Raw genomic sequence first — 19,115 nt, 5'->3', positions numbered from 1 at the left:
CCGTTACTGGATACGCCACCGTATCGATGTGAGACGTATTGCCGCTAAGTTACTCGAATTCGAGGATGGCAGCGTCCACCGTCAGGCTGTCGCCAGGTGCGAAATGCGCGTGCTTGACGGTGCCGGCGCGCTCGGCGCGGAGGATGTTCTCCATCTTCATCGCCTCGATCACTGCCAGCGCCTGCCCCGCCTCGACCCGGTCGCCGGGCTGGACATGCAGCCGGGTGAGCAGCCCCGGCATCGGCGCGAGCAGGAAGCAGCTCATGTCGGGCGGCACCTTCTCGATCATGTGATCGCTATACTGCGCGACATGCGGCGGCAGCACCTCGACCCGATGCGCGGCGCCGTGCGCGGTGAGCTTCCAGCCGGTGCGCGTGCGATCGACCGACGTGGCGAAAGGTTCGCCGTCGATGCGCGCGAAGAGCTGCGGATCGCCCGCATGCCAATTGCAGGAGACTTCCAGCGGCGGCGTGTCGCTCGACAGGTTGACCAGCAGCCCGGTGTCGCAGCCATCGACGCTCACGTCGAAGCGGTGCTCGCCGATCCGCACCGAACGCTCGGTGGAAAGCGCCACCGCCCCGAGCTGGCCGGAGATTTCCGCCGCCCGCGCCGTGCGCGCGAGGTCGAGCACCACCGCGACAGCAGCAAGGCGGCGCACCAGTTGTTCGTCCGCCGGCGCACCGTGGAAGCCCTCGGGATATTCCTCGGCGATGAAGCCGGTGGTGAGCTCGCCCGAGCGGAAGCGCGGGTGCTGCATGATCGCCGAGAGGAAATCGATATTGTGGCCGATGCCGTCGATCCGGAAGCGGTCGAGCGCGCGGACTTGCAGGTCCGCTGCCTCATCGCGGGTCGGCGCCCAGGTGATCAGCTTGGCGATCATCGGATCGTAGAACATGCTGATTTCGGAACCTTCGGTCACGCCGTCGTCGACGCGGACATAGCCCTGCCCCGCCGGCTCCGCCGCCGGCGGCCGATAGCGCACCAGCCGCCCGGTGCTGGGCAGGAAGCCGCGATAGGGGTCCTCGGCATAGACGCGGTTCTCGATCGCCCAGCCGTCCAACTTCACCTCGTCTTGGCCGAACGCCAGCTTCTCTCCGGCGGCCACGCGGATCATCTGCTCGACCAGATCGAGCCCGGTGATCGCCTCGGTCACCGGATGCTCCACCTGGAGCCGGGTGTTCATCTCGAGGAAGTAGAAGCCCTGCCCGGTCTTGTCGGCGCCCGATACGATCAGCTCGACCGTGCCCGCGCTGTAATAGCCCACCGCCCGCGCCAGTGCGACCGCCTGCTCGCCCATCGCCTTGCGCATCGCCGGCGTGACGAAGGGCGACGGCGCTTCCTCCACCACCTTCTGGTGGCGGCGCTGGATCGAGCATTCGCGCTCGTTCAGGTAGACGATGTTGCCGTGCTGGTCGCCCAGCACCTGGATCTCGATATGGCGCGGGCTTTCGATGAACTTCTCGATAAACACGCGGTCGTCGCCGAAGCTCGCCAGCCCCTCGCGCTTGGTCGCTTCGAAGCCTTCGCGGACGTCCTGCTCGCTATAGGCCAGCCGCATGCCCTTACCGCCGCCGCCGGCGGAGGCCTTCATCATCACCGGATAGCCGATCTCCCCCGCAATCCGCACCGCATGCTCGGTATCCTCGATCTCGCCGACGAAACCGGGAACGACGTTCACGCCCGCCTGCTGGGCGAGCTTCTTCGACTCGATCTTGTCGCCCATCGCCGCGATTGCCCCCGGCGGCGGCCCGACGAACGCGATGCCCGCCTCGGCACAGGCCTTGGCGAAACTCTCGCGCTCGGACAGGAAGCCATAGCCTGGATGGATCGCGTCGGCGCCGGTTTCCTTGGCGGCAAGCAGGATCAGGTCTGCGCGGAGATAGCTCTCCGCCGCAGGCGCGGGCCCGAGCCGCACCGCCTCGTCCGCCATCCGCACATGCGGCGCGCGGGCATCAGCATCCGAATAGACCGCGACCGTGGCGATGCCCATCTTCTTGGCGGTCCGCATCACCCGGCACGCGATTTCGCCACGGTTGGCGACGAGGATTTTCTTGAACACTAATTGCTCCAGCGTCGAAGCAACGACAGGGTGCACCAGCAGCCTGCCATTGCCAGTAGGATTGCAGCCACCAATGCGTAAAAGACCGCGTCAGCGTCGCCGCCAAACAAGGGCAGGAGCAGGACCCAAAGTGCGGGTCCAAGCAACATTGCCCAAATTGTACTTATGAGAGACGACCGGAGACTCACCCGGCTCGCGCGGCGCTCCGACCATCGCACGAAGCCGGAAAGCATTACTCCGCCGCCTCCAGCTCTACCTTGCACTCCGCTGCCATCGGCGTGATGCCGAGGCGCGCGAACAGCGCCGCGTCCTTGTCGTCGCCGGCATTGCCCGCGGTCAGCAGCTTGTCGCCGGTGAAGATCGAATTGGCGCCCGCCAGGAAGCACAGCGCCTGGGTGGCATCGCTCATGCTCTCGCGCCCGGCCGAGAGGCGGACCATCGAGCGCGGCATGGTGATGCGCGCCACCGCGACCGTACGGACGAACTCGATATCGTCGATCATGGCGAGCGGCGTGTCGGCCAGCATGTCGCCCAACACCGTGCCCTTCACCGGCACCAGTGCGTTGACCGGCACGCTGCCCGGATGCACCGGCAGGGTCGCCAGCGCGTGGATGAAGCCGACGCGATCACCACGCGTTTCGCCCATGCCGACGATGCCGCCGCAGCACACGTTGATGCCCGCCTCGCGGACATGCTCCAGCGTCTCCAGCCGCTCCTCGAAGCTGCGGGTGGTGATGACCTCGCCGTAGCGTTCGGGCGAGGTATCGATATTGTGGTTGTAGTAATCGAGCCCGGCATCGGCGAGCGTCTTCGCCTGCGCGTCGGTGAGCATGCCCAGCGTCATGCAGGTTTCCATGCCCATCGCGCGGACGCCCTTCACCATCTCGACAATGGCGGGCATGTCGCGGTCCTTGGGGTTGCGCCAGGCGGCGCCCATGCAGAAGCGGGTCGAGCCATGGTCCTTGGCCTGCGCCGCCGCCTGCAGCACCGCGCGCGGATCCATCAGCTTGGTCGCCTTGAGGCCGGTATCGGCATGCGCCGACTGGCTGCAATAGCCGCAATCCTCGGGGCAGCCGCCGGTCTTGATCGAAAGCAGCGTCGAGCGCTGGACCTGGTTCGCCGGATGGTTGGCGCGGTGGACTTCGGCGGCACGGAACACGAGTTCGGTGAACGGCAGGTCGAACAGCGCAGCGATCTCGTCGCGGGTCCAGTCGGTGCGGACGGGGGAGGATTCGAAGGTCAAGCAAGCAACTCCGGTGAACGGTTACGCCGCTCGGCATAGCGGGTGCGCGCGCCCACGTAAAAGGGCAGCCTGGTCACTCGGCACCGGCGTCTAGTGGTGGCATGTTGTGGCCGAGCAGGCGCAGAACGTCCGCCGCGCATTCCACCACGTTAGACCCGGGGCCGTAGATCCCCTGCACCCCCGCCGCACGCAGCATTTCATAATCCTGCGGCGGAATGACTCCGCCCGCGATGACCTTGACGTCGTTCCGCCCGGCTTCCCGCAGGCCGCGGATCAACTCCGGGATAAGCGTCTTGTGCCCTGCCGCGAGACTAGAGGCTCCGACCACGTCGACGCCACTATCCAGCGCCAGCACCACCGTTTCCTCGGGCGTCTGGAACAATGGCCCGCTGACTACCTCGAACCCCATGTCCGAAAAGGCCGAGGCAATGACGTTGGCGCCGCGATCATGCCCGTCCTGGCCCATCTTGGCGACGAGCAGCCGCGGCTTGCGACCGAGTCGATGTTCGACCGCCTCGACGCCGCGCACCACCTCGGCCCAACGGCTGTCGTCAGCATAAGGCGCCGCATAGACGCCCCTTACCGGTGTCGGCTTGGTGGCATAGCGGCCGAAAACGTCTTCCATCGCCGCGCTGATCTCGCCCAGCGTCGCGCGAGCACGGGCAGCCACGACCGTCAGCTCCAGCAGGTTGCCGCCACCCTTCGCGCCTTCCCGCAGCGCATCGAGCGCCGCCTGGCATGCAGCCTCGTCGCGCGCTGCCTTCACCCGCTGGATGCGGGCGATCTGCGCCTCGCGCACGGCGGCGTTGTCGACCTCCAGCGTTTCCAGCAGATCCTCGTTCGGCAGCCGGTACTTGTTGACCCCGACGATCACGTCCTCGCCGCGATCCACCCGCGCCTGGCGCGCCGCCGCGGCTTCCTCGATCATCGCCTTGGGCCAGCCGGCGGCCACCGCCTTGGCCATGCCGCCCTCGGCCTCTACCCGTTCGATGATCTCCCAGGCCTTGTCGACCAGGCTCTGGGTCAGGCTCTCGACATAATAGCTGCCGCCCAGCGGATCGACGACCTTGGTCATCCCGGTCTCTTCCTGCAGCACGATCTGGGTGTTGCGGGCGATCCGGGCGGAGAAATCGGTCGGCAGCGCGATCGCTTCGTCGAGCGCGTTGGTGTGGAGGCTCTGGGTGCCGCCCAGCATCGCCGCCATCGCCTCGATCGTGGTGCGGATGACGTTGTTGTACGGGTCCTGCTCGGTGAGCGACACGCCCGAGGTCTGGCAATGGGTGCGCAGCATCTTCGAGCGATCGTCCTGCGCGCCGAGCCGGGTCATCACCCGGTGCCACAGCACCCGGGCGGCTCGCAGCTTCGCCACTTCCATGAAGAAGTTCATACCAATTGCGAAGAAGAAGCTCAGACGCCCTGCGAACTTGTCGATATCGAGGCCGGAGGCGACGCCATACTTCACATATTCCATGCCATCAGCGATGGTGAAGGCGAGCTCCTGCACCTGGGTCGCGCCGGCTTCCTGCATATGGTAGCCGGAGATGGAAATGCTGTTGAATTTCGGCATCTTCGCGCTGGTATAGGCGAAAATGTCCGAGATGATCCGCATGCTCGGTTCGGGCGGGTAGATATAGGTATTCCGAACCATGAACTCCTTGAGGATGTCGTTCTGGATCGTGCCTTCCAGCTTGTCCTGCGGAACGCCCTGCTCCTCGCCCGCAACGATGAAGAAGGCCAGCACCGGGATCACCGCGCCGTTCATCGTCATCGACACCGACATCTGGTCGAGCGGAATGCCGTCGAACAGGATCTTCATGTCCTCAACGCTGTCGATCGCGACACCCGCCTTGCCGACATCGCCCACCACGCGGGGGTGATCGCTGTCATAGCCACGATGGGTGGCGAGATCGAACGCGACCGACAGGCCCTTCTGCCCGGCGGCGAGGTTGCGGCGGTAGAAGGCGTTCGACTCCTCAGCGGTCGAGAAGCCGGCATACTGGCGGATGGTCCAGGGGCGACCGGCGTACATGGAGGCACGCACGCCGCGCGTGAACGGCGCGAACCCGGGCAGGCCGGGGTCGATGCCCGCCACATCCTCTTGGGTGTACAGAGGTTTGACCGGGATACCTTCCGGCGTTTCCCAGGTTAGGTCCTTGCCCTTCACCTCCTTGGAAGCGACGGCGGACCATTGGTCGAGCGAGGGCTTGGTCACAATCCTTCTCCCCACCGGGGAGAGGGAGGGAGCACGCGAAGCGTGCGGAAGGGAGAGGGGCTCGGAGCGGCGGCCATCCACTGCCCCTCTCCCTTCCCACGCGCTTCGCGCGCGGGCCCCTTCCCTCTCCCCGTTGGGGAGAGGGCGATTTGCTCAATGCCCGTCACGCGGCGTCTCCATGATCTCGGTAAGGATGCCGCCCATGTCCTTGGGGTGGACGAAGAAGATCGGCGTACCATGCGCCCCGATGCGTGGCTCGCCGAGCACCTTACAGCCCTTGGCTTCGAACCAGGCCTTGGCCTCGTGGATATCGGGCACTTCATAACAGAGGTGATGCTGTCCGCCCGCCAGGTTCTTGGCGAGGAAGCCGTGGATCGGCGACGCCTCCCCCAGCGGCTCGATCAGCTCGATCTGGCTGTTGGGCGCATCGACGAAGCACACCTTCACCCCCTGCGCGGGCAGCTCGAAGGGTTCGCGGATCACCTCCGCGCCCATCACGTCGCGATAAAAGGCGATCGAGGTTTCGATCGACGGCGTCGCAATGCCGACATGGTTGAGACGGCCGAGTTTCATCATGGTCCTCGATCAGCGCCGCGTCACAGCGGGATGTTGTCGTGCTTCTTCCACGGGTTTTCGAGCTGCTTGTTGCGCAGCTTGCGCAACCCCAGCGCAATCCGGCGGCGCGTCGAGTGCGGCATAATCACCTCGTCGACAAAGCCTTTGCTCGCTGCCACGAACGGGTTGGCGAAGCGCGCCTCATACTCGGCGGTGCGCTCGGCAATCTCCTCGGGCGTCTTGCCCCGGAAGATGATCTCCACCGCGCCCTTGGCGCCCATCACCGCGATCTCGGCGGTGGGCCAGGCATAGTTGAGGTCGCCGCGCAGATGCTTCGACGCCATGACGTCATAGGCGCCGCCATAGGCCTTGCGGGTGATGACCGTGATCTTGGGCACCGTCGCTTCGGCATAGGCGAACAGCAGTTTGGCGCCGTGCTTGATGATCCCCGAATGCTCCTGCCCGACGCCCGGCAGGAAGCCCGGCACGTCGACGAAGGTGACGATCGGGATCTCGAACGCGTCGCAGAAGCGCACGAACCTTGCCGCTTTCTTGGATGCATTGATGTCGAGACAGCCCGCCAGTACCATCGGCTGGTTCGCCACCACGCCGACCGTGCGCCCCTCGATCCGGCCGAAGCCGACCAGGATGTTGCCGGCATGGGCGGGCTGCAGCTCGAAGAACTCGCCCTCATCGAGCGTCTTCCGGATCAGCTCGTGCATGTCATAGGGCTGGTTGGCACTGGGCGGGATGATCGTGTCGAGGCTCTCGTCGATCCGATCCCAGGGATCGTCGCAGGGCCGCTCGGGCGGCGCCTCGCGGTTCGAGGCGGGAAGGAAGTCCACGAAGTCGCGGGCCGCGAGCAGCGCCTCGATATCGTTCTCGAAGGCCACGTCAGCGACCCCCGACTTCGTGGTATGCGTCACCGCTCCACCCAGTTCCTCCTGCGTGACGATCTCGTTGGTAACGGTCTTCACTACATCCGGGCCGGTGACGAACATGTAGGACGAATCCTTCACCATGAAGATGAAGTCCGTCATCGCGGGGCTGTAGACCGCGCCGCCGGCGCAGGGCCCCATGATCAGGCTGAGCTGGGGCACCACGCCCGAGGCCAGCACGTTGCGCTGGAACACCTCGGCATAGCCGCCGAGCGACGCCACGCCCTCCTGGATGCGCGCGCCGCCACTGTCGTTTAGGCCGATCACGGGCGCGCCGACCTTCATCGCCATGTCCATGATCTTGCAGATCTTCTGCGCGTGCCGTTCCGAGAGCGAGCCGCCGAACACGGTGAAATCCTGGCTGAACACGAAGACGAGGCGGCCGTTGATGGTGCCCGAGCCGGTGACCACGCCGTCGCCGGGGATCACCTGGTCCTGCATGCCGAAATCGGTGCAGTTGTGCTCGACATACATGTCGAGTTCCTCGAAGCTGCCCTGGTCGAGCAGCACCTCGAGCCGCTCGCGCGCGGTCAGCTTGCCCTTGGCGTGCTGTGCATCGATCCGCCTCTGGCCGCCACCCAGACGGGCAGCGGCACGACGGTGTTCCAGTTCCTCGATCGTCGACGACATCGGCATTCTCTCCGTGGACGCGGCTTGTGCACCGGGCCATGCCGGCTTCGCAAATGCAATGTTGCGAAGTTGCGGGGCGCAGGTTTGCAGAGTATGCGAACTCATGGCCAGCCAGCTCCCACCTTTGCCCCGCCGCCGCCTGTTCGAGGGCTTCCGCTTGCGCGACCTGCGGCGGCGTCTGAACATCCCGCAGGCGAGCATGGCCCGACGGCTGGGTATCTCGGTCTCCTATCTCTCGCAGATCGAGAACAACGACCGGCCGATCACCGACGGGGTACTGCTCGCACTCGTCCGCGAATTCCCGGTCGACGCGGCGGAGATCAATGGTGAAGGCGGGACTGCAGCCCTGCTTCGTGCAATCGACGCCGCGACCGATAGCAGCGTGCCCGCCGACCGGATCGACGAGGCCGATGTCCGCCGCGGCATCGAGCAACAGCCGCTGCTCGCCCGGCGGATGGTCGCGCTCCACGACGCCTATCGCCGCAGCCAGGAGCAGCTGCGCGTGCTCGACGACCGGTTCGACACCGGCTCGGGCGACGCCGCACCACTCCCTTGGGAAGAGGTGCGTGACTGGTTCCAGGCCGAGGGGAATTACATCGACGCGATCGACCGCTCGGCCGAATTGCTCGCCGACGCGCTCGCGCTCGACGACGACAATGTCGTTCGCGCCTTCGAGGACCGGCTGCGGCTGTGGCACGGCGTCCGCGTGGTCGGCGCGCAGGGCGACGGCAGCGAGCTCAGTCGCTTCGACGAGGGCGCACGGACGCTGGCGCTCAACCATGCCCTGCCGCCGGAAAGCCGCGCCTTCCTGCTCGCGCACCGGCTGGTCCGCTACGAGTTCGCCAACGAGATGCGGCTGGTGATCGATCGGGCCGGGCTCGCCTCGCCCGCCGCGCGCGAGCTGCTGAGCGTCGGGCTCGCCAACTATGCCGCGGGGGCGTTGCTGATGCCCTATGGTCGCTTCCGCGCGGCCGCCTATGAAGTGCGCCACGACATCGATCGCCTGCGTCAGCGTTTCGCGGTGAGCTTCGAGCAGGCGTGCCACCGGCTCTCGACGCTGCAGCGCCCCGGCGCGCAGGGCCTGCCGGTGTTCTTCTGCCGCGTCGACATGGCGGGCAACATCACCAAGCGACACTCGGCCACGCGGCTGCAGTTCGCCGCGCTCGGCGGCGCGTGCCCCTTGTGGATCGTCCACGAGGCGGTGGCGATCCCGGACCGCATCCTGGTGCAGCTCGCCGAGATGCCCGACGGTACCCGCTATGTCTCGATGGCCAAGGGGCTGGTCAAGCCCTCGGGCAGCTTCACCCGTCCGCCCCGCCGCTATGCCGTCGCGCTGGGGTGCGAGGAGGCGCACGCCGCCGACTTCGTCTATGCCGATGCGCTGCGCACCGGCGGCGCCGCCACGCCAATCGGCGCCTCGTGCCGCATCTGCCCCCGGCTCGATTGCGACCAGCGCGCCTTCCCGCCTGCCGGATCGGTGATCGAGATCGACCCCGACCGCCGCCGCGCGGTGCCCTACGGCTTCCGCTGACGCTTGCGGGCGTCGCCCCCTTCATGGCATACCCAAAGCTCGAAAACAGAATTTTGGAGAGGTGCCATGGCAACCGCGCTCGCCCCCAGTCCACAGGTCAGCGACGCCGAATGGGAGGCGCGCCAGCAGCTCGCCGCCTGCTACCGCGTGTTCGACATGCTCGGCTGGTCCGAGATGATCTACAACCACATCACGGTGAAGCTGCCGGACCAGGACGGCGCCTTCCTGATCAACCCCTTCGGGCTGCATTTCAGCGAGGTGAAGGCCTCCAACCTCGTCAAGATCGACATCGACGGCAACAAGCTGGACGACTCGCCCTATCCGGTGAACCGGGCGGGCTTCGTCCAGCATGCGCTGTTCCACCGGCATCTGCCCGACGCGCATTGCATCATGCACAGCCACACCACCGCCGGCATGGCGGTCGCCTCGCTCGAAGGCGGGCTGCGGCCGACCAATTTCTACGCGTGCAACTTCATCGGCCAGATCGCCTACCATGATTTCGAAGGCGTGACCGTGCGCGACGAGGAAGGGGAGCGGCTGCTCGCCCATCTCGGCGACAAGCGCGTGATGCTGCTGCGCAACCACGGCATCCTCGCCATGGGCCGCACGCTGCCCGAGGCGTTCGTCAAGCACTGGGCGCTGCAGCGCGCCTGCGAGATCCAGGTCGCGACGATGGGCATGGGCCAGCCGATCGAGATTTCGCCGGAGGTCGTCGCCGTCCACCAGCGCGACGTCCATATGGCGCAGGTCCCCGGCGGCCCGGGCGCTGCGGACTTCGCCGCGATGGTCCGGCTGGTCGACCGGATCGATCGCAGCTGGCGCGAGTGATCGCTTTAAACGCATTTTCCGAGCCGTCGCCCGCACGCGGGCAACTAGAAAATGCTCATCCGAAGCGGAAGCCGCTCACCGCCCAGCCGAGCACATGGTCTCGATAGTCGCAGACCGCCGGCCCCTCACCGCCCGCACCGAGCGCGACCATCAGCGGCAGGAGGTGCTCCTCGCGCGGATGCGCGAATTCGGCATAGGGCAGATCTCGCCAAGCGACGATCCTGGCTTCGCGACGCGTCGGATCGGGATCGGTAGCGGCTTCGACCAGCGCGTCGTCCCAGGCATCGGCATAGGGCGTAGCCTGCGGCCCGCGAGCGCGCAGATTGTGGAAGCTCATGCCCGAGCCGACGATCAGCACCCCCTCGTCGCGCAACGGCGCCAGCGCCTTGCCGATCGCGACATGCGCGGCGGGATCGAGATCGGCCCGCAGCGACACTTGCACGAGCGGGATGTCGGCAGCCGGCACCGCGACCTTCATCGGAATGAACACACCGTGGTCCCAGCCGCGCTCGCGCTCGACCCCGGCGGGGAAGCCGGCGGCGTCGAGCAGCACCTCGGCCCGCAGCGCCACCTCGGGCGCGCCGGGGGCATCCCAGCGCAGATGATAGGTGTGCTCGGGGAAGCCGTAATAGTCGAACAGCAGCGGCTGGCCGTCGCCGACATGCACGGTAACGTCGCGCTCCTCCCAATGCCCGGAGACGAGCAGGATCGCCCGCGGCCGCTCGGGCAGGCTGGCGATACTCCCGGCGAGATAGGCCTGCATCGGGCGCCACATCGGATCGGGTGGGCCGCCGGCCGGATCCATGAAGAAGCACGGGCCGCCGCCATGGGGGACGAAGAGCGCGGGTAGGGTCATGCTCGCAATGTCGCCTGTGCCGCACCGACCGACAATGCCGGTTTCGGAAACCCGCCGTTTCCCGCTAGGGTCGCGCCATGACTCGGTTCACCGTCAACAACCAGCCGGTCCAGTATGACATGGATCCGCAGACGCCTTTGCTCTGGGCCTTGCGCGACGCCTCCAACCTCACCGGCACCAAATATGGCTGCGGCACCGGCGATTGCGGCGCCTGCACCGTCGATATCGATGGCGCCGCCCGCCTCGCCTGCCGCGAAACGATCGGCGCGATCGAAGGCACCTTCGTCACGACCATCGAGGGTCTCTCGCCCGATCGCAGCCACCCGGTGCAACAGGCCTTCCTCGCCGCCAATCTCGTCCAGTGCGGCTATTGCATTCCCGGCATGGTGATGGCGGCGTCGGTGCTGATCCGCACCAATCGCAACCCGTCGGAAGAAGACATCCGCCAGGGCATCCCCAATATCTGCCGCTGCGGCATCTACCCGCGGCTGGTCGCGGCGATCCAGGATGCCGCGCGCATTGCCCGCGGCGACCCGGCCGACGGCGCCTGAATGCTTTCAATCTGCTGTCAGTGCAATTCAGAGCCCGCTCAGCGTCGGGCGCGTATTCGGGCAGCATCGGCACGGCGACTTCGCCGCTGCCACCGGAGAATGGTTCGATGAAGAGGATGCTGTTGGCGGCGATCGCAGCCGCGACTGCGCTGGTCCCCGCCGCTGCCATCGCGCAGGAGCGCGGCGAGCATCGCGGCAATGGCGGCTGGATGCGCCCCGACAACTTCCGTCCGCAGGGCGGCCAGGGAGGTCAGGGATGGCAGCGCCCCCAGGGCCAGGGCCAGCCCCAGAACGGCGGCAACTGGCAGCGTCCGCAGGGCAACCCCGGCTGGCAGCGTCCACAGGGTGCGCCGCAGGCGATGGATCGCGGCGACTGGCGTCGGCCCGATGGACAGCCCCGGCCGGCCTTCCAGCAACCGCAGGGTACGCAAAGCCCTGTCCAGCCGCGACGCGACTGGCGTGGGGGGCAGCGTCCCGACTGGCAGAACCGCGACCCGCAGGCCTGGCAGGATCGCCGCTGGGACGATCGTGGCCGCCCGCAGTGGAACGGCGCCCGCGACTGGGGCCGCCGCGACGGCTATCGCGGCTGGAACGATCGTCGCGACTGGGATCGCGCCGACCGCTGGCGCGGCAACGGCGGCATCTGGAACAATGGCTGGCGGAGCGACCATCGCTATGACTGGCGGGCCTATCGCGACTATAACCGCAGCCTCTACCGCCTGCCGCGCTATTATCCGCCGGCACGCTGGAGCTACGGATACAGGCGCTTCTCGGTGGGCTACCGGCTCGACAGATTCCTGTTCGCGCAGCAATATTGGATCAGCGATCCCTCTTTCTACCGGCTGCCGGACGTCTGGGGGCCGTATCGCTGGGTCCGCTATTATGACGACGCGCTGCTCGTCGATGTGGACAGCGGCCAGGTGGTCGACGTGATCTACGGCATCTTCTGGTGAGCGAAACGGGGGCCGGCAGCGATGCCGGCCCCTTGCGCTTGCATTCGCCGACGCCCGCGGCAAAGAGTTTCGCCGTGAGCAAAACCAACCCCAACAGCAAGGGATCGCCCTCCCCGGAGCGGGCACGGATCGGCCGCGAGGTCGCGGCGCGGCTGGACGCGAACCCGAACGTACGCCGCGCCAAGGTCGAACTGGCGCAGGTCTATACCTATCCCGATTTCTTCAGCGACGCCGAGTGCGACATGCTGATGGCGCTGATCGACAGCAACGCCCGCCCCTCCACGCTGCTCGCCGCGACCGACGATCCCGACTATCGCACCAGCCACAGCTCGGACCTGTATCGCTGGTCGCCCGACGTGCTGGCGATCGACAACCGCATCGCCGCCCTGCTCGGCATCCCGGTCGAAAATGCCGAGACGATGCAGGGCCAGCGTTATGCGCCCAACCAGCAGTTCCGTGCGCATTGCGACTATTTCCACGAAGACAGCGGCTATTGGGACAAGATGGTCGAGACCGGCGGCCAGCGCACCTGGACCGCGATGGGCTATCTCAACACCGTCGAGGAAGGCGGCGCCACCTGGTTCCCGCGCGCCGGCATCCGCTTCAAGCCCAAGCGCGGCCTGCTGGTGATCTGGAACAACATGCTTGCCGACGGCAGCCCCAATTACGACACACTGCACGAGGGCATGCGCGTCGTCGAGGGGACCAAGTACATCATCACCAAATGGTTTCGCGAGCAGGCCTGGATCAAGGCGCCGATCCAGACCTATCGCTCGGGCGTGGTCGACGCCGACTGAGCTTCAGGCGGCGCGCGGCGGCCAGAGCTGGCCCGCCCGCCCGCGCAGCACGTCCGCCAGCGTATAGCGCCGCAGCACGTCCATGAAGGCGCGTCGTGCTTCGGCGAGCACGCCCGGCAGGTTGCAGCCGCGGACTAACCGGCAGCCGGTACAATCGACCATCGCGCAGCGCGGCTCGGTCACGTCGAGCACCGCGCCGATGTTGATCTCCGCCGGATCGCGCGCCAGCTGGATCCCGCCGCCGCGCCCGCGCACCGCCTCGATATAGCCGGCATGGGCGAGACCATTGGCGATCTTCATCAGATGCGTGGCGGAAATGTCCTGCTCCTCCGCCACCGACGCGATCGAGACGCGCCCTTCCCCGCTGCTGCCCAAGTGGATCAGCAGGCGCAGCGCGTAATCACTGTGGCGGGTCAATTGCATGCGACATCTTCTTAGCTGGCAAGCTCTGCAGATGCATGCGGAAGACTACGTATATTTGACAAGCGTCAAAGTGAGCGCGCGGGATACCCAATAACCGGAATTCAATATTCAGCTTTATTGGGAGACCGGCGATGTACTGCGTCCAGTGCGAACAATCGAACAAGGGTGGCTGTGCCGCCAAGATCGGCTCCTGCGGCAAGACGGCGCAGGTTGCGGAGCTGCAGGATGTGTTGCTGCGGGTACTGCAGGGCGTTTCGGTCTATGCCGATCGCGCCGCCGCCAAGAGCGCGCGCGACGCCATGGTGGATGCGTTCACGCCGCACGCCTGGTTCACGACGCTGACCAACGTGAATTTCGACGACACCCGCTTCGTGCCGCTGATCGTGCGCGCGCTATCGATGCGTGAGCGGGCGCGGCTGCTGGCCGAGGCCGCCGGGGCCGACCTTTCCGCGCTGCCCGAGCCCGCGCTGTGGAACCCCGGCGCCACGCCCTCGGAACTCGCCGCCGCTGCGCCCTTCGCCGCGATCCAGCGCTTCCTCGATCGTGACGGGCCGAGCATCGTCGGCCTGCGCAACCTGATCCTCTACGGCCTGAAGGGCACCGCCGCCTATGGCGAGCATGCCCGGGTGCTCGGCTTCGAGGAGGACGCCATCAGCGCCGAGTTCCATCGCATCGCCGCCTTCCTCGCCACCGATCCAACCGACGTCGACGCGCTGCTCGGCCATGCGCTGGCGATCGGCGCGCTCAACCTCAAGGTGATGGAGCTGCTCGACGCCGCCAATACCGGCCGCTTCGGGCATCCGGAGCCGACGGCGGTGCGGATGACGCCAAGGGCGGGTAAGTGCCTGCTCGTCTCCGGCCACGACATGGGCGACCTGGAAGCGATCCTCCAGCAGACCGAAGGCACCGGCATCCACGTTTATACCCATGGCGAACTTCTCGCCGCCAATGCCTATCCGGGCTTGAAGAAGTACCCGCACCTCGCCGGCAATTACGGCGGCGCATGGCAGGACCAGCAGAGGGATTTCGATGCCTTTCCCGGCGCGATCGTGATGACCTCGAACTGCCTGATCAACCCCAACCTCAAGGGCTATAGCGGCCGTATCTTCACCGCGGGACCCGTGGGCTGGAAGGGGCTGCCGCACCTGGTGGACCATGACTTCGCACCCGCCGTCGCCTGCGCGCTGGCCCAGCCCGGCTTCGCCGAGGACGCGCCCGAGCAGACGATCACCATCGGCTTCGCCCGCAACACGGTGATGGGGGTCGCCGACACGCTGCTCGGCATGATTGGCAAGGGCGAGGTGAAGAACCTGTTCCTGATCGGCGGCTGCGACGGCGCGCGGCCGGGGCGCAACTATTTCCATGACCTCGCCATGGCGACGCCCAAGGACAGCTTGGTCCTCACCCTCGGCTGCGGCAAGTTCCGCTTCAACCGCGAGGATCTGGGCGCGATCAACGGCATCCCGCGGGTGCTCGACATCGGCCAGTGCAACGATGCCTATTCGGCGATCCGCATCGCCACCGCCGTCGCCGAGGCGCTGAACGTCGGCGTCAACGACCTGGCGCTCCATTACGCGATCAGCTGGTTCGAGCAGAAGGCGACCGCGGTGCTGCTGACGATGCTGCATCTCGGCCTGCGCCGGATCCATCTGGGCCCGACGCTGCCGCAGTTCCTCACGCCGGAGGTGCTTGGCATCCTGATCGCGAAATTCGACATCCGTCCGACCGGCGATGCGCACGACGATCTCGCGCACATGCTTGAGGCGGCGTGACGAACCCCCACCCCGCCCGACGCGCCGAGCGGGGTTTCGGCGCATGCCCCTCGACAATCGGCCACCCCCCGGCCACATCGGGGGCATGTCCCCTGCCCTGAATGTTCACCGTTCGATCCTCGGCCAGCCCTGGCGCTGGCGCGGCCTCGCCGCCGATGCACGCGACCCCGATTTCGCTCCCGACGACCTCGTCACCCAGCTGCTGCTCACCCGCGGCGTCGACCGCGCCGATCTGGAGCGTCACCGCACCCCCAGCATCCGCGCCTTCATGCCGGACCCCTCGATCTTCCGCGACATGGACCGCGCTGCCGAACGCCTCGCGGACGCGGTGGAAGCGCGCGAGCAGATCGCGATCTTCGGCGACTATGACGTCGACGGCGCCACCTCCGCGGCGCTGCTGATCCTGCTGCTGCGCGCGCTCGGCCTGGAGGCCACCCCCTATATCCCGGATCGCCTGATGGAAGGCTATGGCCCCTCGGGAGAGGCGCTGGTGCGCCTGAAGCAGCAGGGGCACGGGCTGATCGTCACCGTCGACTGCGGCGCGCAGGCGTTCGAGGCGCTGGCGATGGCGCGCGACGCCCAGGCCGATGTGATCGTGGTCGACCATCACAAATGCGCGACCGACCTGCCCGTCGCACACGCGCTGGTGAATCCCAACCGGCTCGACGAGGCCGAGGGCGCCGAGCACGGCCATCTCGCCGCCGTGGGCGTCGCCTTCCTGCTCGGCGCCGCCCTCGTGCGCACGCTGCGGACGCGCGGCTATTTCGCGAGCCGGCAGGAGCCGCGGCTGCTCGACCTGCTCGACATCGTGGCACTTGGCACCGTGGCCGATGTGGCGCAGCTCAAGGGGCTCAACCGCGCCTTCGTGGCCCAGGGCCTCAAGGTGATTGCGCAGCGGCGGAACATCGGGCTGGCCGCGCTGATCGAAGCCTCGCGGCTCACCCGCGCGCCGACCTGCACCGACCTCGGCTTTGCGCTGGGGCCGCGGATCAATGCGGGCGGTCGCGTCGGCAAGTCGGACCTCGGCGTCCGTCTGCTCACCACGCGCGATCCCGCCGAGGCGCGCGCCATCGCCGCCGAGCTCGACCTGCTCAACGAGGAGCGCCGCGCGATCGAAGCCGAAGTTCAGGCAGCGGCCGAATCGCTGTGCCTGCTCGGTGGTGATCGGATGGTGGCGCTGGTCTCCGGCGAGGGCTGGCACCCCGGCGTAATCGGCATCGTCGCCGGGCGGCTGAAGGAAAAGTTCGGCCGGCCCGCGCTGGTGATTGCCATCGGCGAGGACGGGATCGGCAAGGGCTCGGGCCGGTCGATCCCCGGCGTGGACCTGGGTGCGGCGGTGCTGGCCGCCAAGGACGCCGGGCTGCTGATCGCCGGCGGCGGGCATGCGATGGCCTGCGGCGTGACGGTGGCCGCCGAGGGCGTGGAAGCGCTCGCCGCGTTCCTGGAGGAGCGCCTCGCCGAACGAATCGCGATCGCGCGCGGCGAACGGGCCCTGCTGCTCGATGCGGTGCTGAGCCCGGCGGGCGTGAACCCGATGCTGGTGGAGGCGATGGAGGCCGGCGGCCCCTACGGGATGGGATGGCCCGCGCCGCGAATCGCGGCGGGCCCGGTTCGCGTGATCAAGGCCGATGTGGTCGGCACCGGCGGCCATGTCCGCGCGATCGTCGCCGGAGCGGATGGGAAGAGCCTGAAGGCCGTCGCCTTCCGCCAGGCCGATACGGAACTGGGCCACGCGCTGCTCTCTGCCCCCTCGCACCGCCGGCTCTGGCTGGCCGGCCGGGCGAAGGTGGACACCTGGGGCAGCCGGCCCGCAGCAGAAATGCACATAGAAGATGCGGCATGGGCCGATTGAGTGCTTGACGGCTGCGAAATCGCCCCCTATTCGGCCGCTCCACGCCAAGCAGTTGGCCCCTTCGTCTAGCGGTTAGGACGCGGCCCTTTCACGGCTGAAACACGGGTTCGATTCCCGTAGGGGTCACCAAAGTGCCTTCCCAAGGCATGCCAGAACATGCCATAACTGGCTGTTTTCTGCGGTTTTTGGTGGTATAAGTCTCTCATCCAAGCTGGAAGAATGCCACTGCATACCAGCAAGCTGATGGTATTTTTGATGGCATGCGCCGGTCGCTTCGACGGGAGATACCATCATGGCGCTGTCGGTGGTTGCCATCAAAGCCGCAGAGATTCGCGGCAAGGCGTACAAGCTAAGCGATAGAGACGGGCTCTACCTGCTCGTGACCCCATCCGTCGGACGCTATTGGCGGATGAACTATCGACATTATGGGAAGCAAAAGACCCTCGCTTTCGGGGTTTGGCCCGACACCGGTCTGGCAGAAGCACGCGCCGAATGTGATGCCGCGCGGAAGGTGCTGGCCCGCGGCGAAGATCCCGCCGAGCGGATCAAGCTCGATCGGGTAGCGGCGACCGTCGCTGCCTCCAACAGCTTCGAAACGGTTGCGGACGAATGGTTGTCCAAGGTCGAAAAGGAAGGCCGTTCGCCGGTCACGATGAAGAAGCTCCGCTGGCTTCTCGGTTTCATCTACGCGTCGATCGGCAAGCGCCCGATCGCTGCGATATCCGCGCAGGAACTGCTTCTGATGCTGCGGAAGATGGAGGGCAACGCGCGTTACGAGACGGCAAAGCGGCTCCGCAGCACCTGTTCGCAGGTATTTCGCTACGCGATTGCGACCGCCCGCGCCGAGCGCGACGTCGCCGCTGACCTCCGCGGCGCGCTGATCGCGCCCAAGCCAGCACATCGCGCCGCAGTTACCACGCCAAAGGCCGCAGGCGAGCTTCTGAGGGCCATAGACGGCTTCCAGGGGCAGCCCAACACCCTCGCGGCGCTGAGGCTCCTGCCACACGTCTTTGTCCGCCCTGGCGAGCTACGTTTCGCAGAATGGCAGGACTTCGACCTGCAACGGGCGATCTGGACCATTCCGCCGCACAAGACGAAGATGCGGCGAGCCCATGCGATCCCCCTCTCCCGCCAAGCCCTCGCGATCCTTGCGTCGATTGAGCACGACGCAGACTATAGCAGCTATCTCTTCCCATCCCTCCGCTCCGTCCGAAAGCCGATGTCGGAGAACACGATCAATGCGGCACTCCGCCGGATGGGATATGCGCAGGACGAAATGACCGGCCACGGCTTCCGCGCGATGGCGGCCACGCTGCTCAACGAAATGGGTCTATGGCACCCCGACGCCGTCGAGCGGCAACTCGCGCACTGCGACAACAATGCCGTCCGCCGCGCCTACACCAGAGGCGAATATTGGGACGAACGCGTTCGCATGATGCAGCACTGGTCCGACCACCTCGACTTTCTGCGCCACCGTGCAAAGGTGTTGAGCAGGAACTTCGGGCAAGCGGCTGAGAGTCGAACTTAGTCGGATGAGGTGACCACGACTCCGCGCGGCCGCATGCTCTGCGACGACGGCGGCAAGCTCGCGGAGCCAATCCATCTAAAGCCTAAGATCACAATCCTAGAGCCGAAAGACGTTGATAGCTGTCTACCCGGCACATTCTCTGAGATCGTGAACTTTCCGCGTCTATACGATGCTGCAAAGATGGCTGACGGAGGACCCGCGTTCCCCCCCGGGAAATGTGATAAGGGTTGCCAGCCAAAGAGGAGGCATCCGGGGGGGGGTGAACCGCGCCGGGTTTGCCGGAGGCCATTAGATGTGAGTCACGCCGCCATAACGATCTGCTCAGCGGCAGCATAGTAGTTCGCTTCGGCTTCGGCAGGCGGGATGTTGCCGATGGGCTCGAGGAGC

At 66.7% G+C, this 19,115-nt stretch carries 15 protein-coding genes and 1 tRNA gene; 9 read left to right on the top strand and 7 right to left on the bottom strand.

Annotated elements, in window-relative coordinates; all coding sequences use genetic code 11:
• Positions 1 to 49: 49 nt before the first annotated feature.
• The 5 genes from CA234_RS17045 to CA234_RS17025 form a co-directional block, all read right to left on the bottom strand.
• A complete protein-coding gene (locus CA234_RS17045) occupies positions 50 to 2,059 on the bottom strand; it encodes an acetyl/propionyl/methylcrotonyl-CoA carboxylase subunit alpha (RefSeq protein WP_125973759.1) in 2,010 nt (669 codons plus the stop codon).
• A 232-nt stretch (positions 2,060 to 2,291) separates the two neighbouring features.
• On the bottom strand, positions 2,292 to 3,302 hold the full coding sequence (bioB, locus tag CA234_RS17040) for a biotin synthase BioB (protein WP_125973761.1): 1,011 nt from the start codon (positions 3,300 to 3,302) through the stop codon (positions 2,292 to 2,294).
• A gap of 73 nt (positions 3,303 to 3,375) precedes the next feature.
• Positions 3,376 to 5,517 (bottom strand): methylmalonyl-CoA mutase, encoded by a 2,142-nt coding sequence (gene scpA / locus CA234_RS17035; RefSeq protein ID WP_125973809.1) that lies wholly within the window; start codon positions 5,515 to 5,517, stop codon positions 3,376 to 3,378.
• Between the two features lie 150 nt (positions 5,518 to 5,667).
• Positions 5,668 to 6,087, bottom strand: coding sequence for a methylmalonyl-CoA epimerase (mce, locus tag CA234_RS17030; RefSeq protein WP_125973763.1), 420 nt, complete (start codon positions 6,085 to 6,087; stop codon positions 5,668 to 5,670).
• Positions 6,088 to 6,110: 23 nt separating this feature from the next.
• Positions 6,111 to 7,637, bottom strand: a complete 1,527-nt coding sequence (locus CA234_RS17025; protein ID WP_126002312.1) for an acyl-CoA carboxylase subunit beta — start codon at positions 7,635 to 7,637, stop codon at positions 6,111 to 6,113.
• A 103-nt stretch (positions 7,638 to 7,740) separates the two neighbouring features.
• Here CA234_RS17025 and CA234_RS17020 point away from each other — a divergent pair, with 103 nt between their 5' ends.
• Entirely contained in the window at positions 7,741 to 9,168 is a 1,428-nt protein-coding gene (locus tag CA234_RS17020; RefSeq protein WP_125973767.1) for a short-chain fatty acyl-CoA regulator family protein, read from the top strand.
• A 66-nt stretch (positions 9,169 to 9,234) separates the two neighbouring features.
• Positions 9,235 to 9,996 carry a class II aldolase/adducin family protein gene (locus CA234_RS17015; RefSeq protein ID WP_126002311.1) on the top strand — a complete coding sequence of 254 codons (762 nt, stop codon included), beginning with the start codon at positions 9,235 to 9,237 and terminating at the stop codon, positions 9,994 to 9,996.
• 55 nt (positions 9,997 to 10,051) lie between these two features.
• On the opposite strand, the gene CA234_RS17010 is transcribed toward CA234_RS17015, so the two are convergent.
• Positions 10,052 to 10,852, bottom strand: a complete 801-nt coding sequence (locus CA234_RS17010; RefSeq protein ID WP_126002310.1) for a class III extradiol ring-cleavage dioxygenase — start codon at positions 10,850 to 10,852, stop codon at positions 10,052 to 10,054.
• Between the two features lie 77 nt (positions 10,853 to 10,929).
• Here CA234_RS17010 and CA234_RS17005 point away from each other — a divergent pair, with 77 nt between their 5' ends.
• The 3 genes from CA234_RS17005 (at position 10,930) to CA234_RS16995 (ending at position 13,153) form a co-directional block, all read left to right on the top strand.
• The gene (locus CA234_RS17005; RefSeq protein ID WP_125973773.1) at positions 10,930 to 11,403 is read left to right on the top strand and encodes a (2Fe-2S)-binding protein; all 474 of its coding nucleotides are present in this window, start codon (positions 10,930 to 10,932) and stop codon (positions 11,401 to 11,403) included.
• Between the two features lie 107 nt (positions 11,404 to 11,510).
• Positions 11,511 to 12,356 (top strand): RcnB family protein, encoded by an 846-nt coding sequence (locus tag CA234_RS17000; protein ID WP_126002309.1) that lies wholly within the window; start codon positions 11,511 to 11,513, stop codon positions 12,354 to 12,356.
• A 74-nt stretch (positions 12,357 to 12,430) separates the two neighbouring features.
• Entirely contained in the window at positions 12,431 to 13,153 is a 723-nt protein-coding gene (locus tag CA234_RS16995) for a 2OG-Fe(II) oxygenase (RefSeq protein ID WP_125973777.1), read from the top strand.
• Between the two features lie 3 nt (positions 13,154 to 13,156).
• Here the strand turns inward: CA234_RS16995 and CA234_RS16990 are convergent, their stop codons facing one another.
• Positions 13,157 to 13,576, bottom strand: coding sequence for an Rrf2 family transcriptional regulator (locus CA234_RS16990; RefSeq protein ID WP_125973779.1), 420 nt, complete (start codon positions 13,574 to 13,576; stop codon positions 13,157 to 13,159).
• A gap of 131 nt (positions 13,577 to 13,707) precedes the next feature.
• Here CA234_RS16990 and hcp point away from each other — a divergent pair, with 131 nt between their 5' ends.
• From hcp to CA234_RS16970, 4 genes are all read left to right on the top strand, one after another.
• Entirely contained in the window at positions 13,708 to 15,348 is a 1,641-nt protein-coding gene (hcp, locus tag CA234_RS16985; protein WP_126002308.1) for a hydroxylamine reductase, read from the top strand.
• 85 nt (positions 15,349 to 15,433) lie between these two features.
• Positions 15,434 to 17,200, top strand: a complete 1,767-nt coding sequence (gene recJ / locus CA234_RS16980) for a single-stranded-DNA-specific exonuclease RecJ (RefSeq protein ID WP_126002307.1) — start codon at positions 15,434 to 15,436, stop codon at positions 17,198 to 17,200.
• Between the two features lie 54 nt (positions 17,201 to 17,254).
• Positions 17,255 to 17,329, top strand: a tRNA-Glu gene (locus CA234_RS16975).
• 163 nt (positions 17,330 to 17,492) lie between these two features.
• Positions 17,493 to 18,728 carry a tyrosine-type recombinase/integrase gene (locus tag CA234_RS16970; protein WP_126002306.1) on the top strand — a complete coding sequence of 412 codons (1,236 nt, stop codon included), beginning with the start codon at positions 17,493 to 17,495 and terminating at the stop codon, positions 18,726 to 18,728.
• The last annotated feature ends 387 nt before the right edge of the window (positions 18,729 to 19,115 follow it).

Origin of the sequence: Sphingomonas sp. ABOLE (assembly GCF_003950455.1) — a bacterium.
Taxonomy (GTDB): domain Bacteria; phylum Pseudomonadota; class Alphaproteobacteria; order Sphingomonadales; family Sphingomonadaceae; genus Sphingomonas; species Sphingomonas trueperi.
The sequence above is the reverse complement of the archived record's forward strand: the minus strand, read 5'-3'. Positions and strand labels throughout refer to the sequence as shown.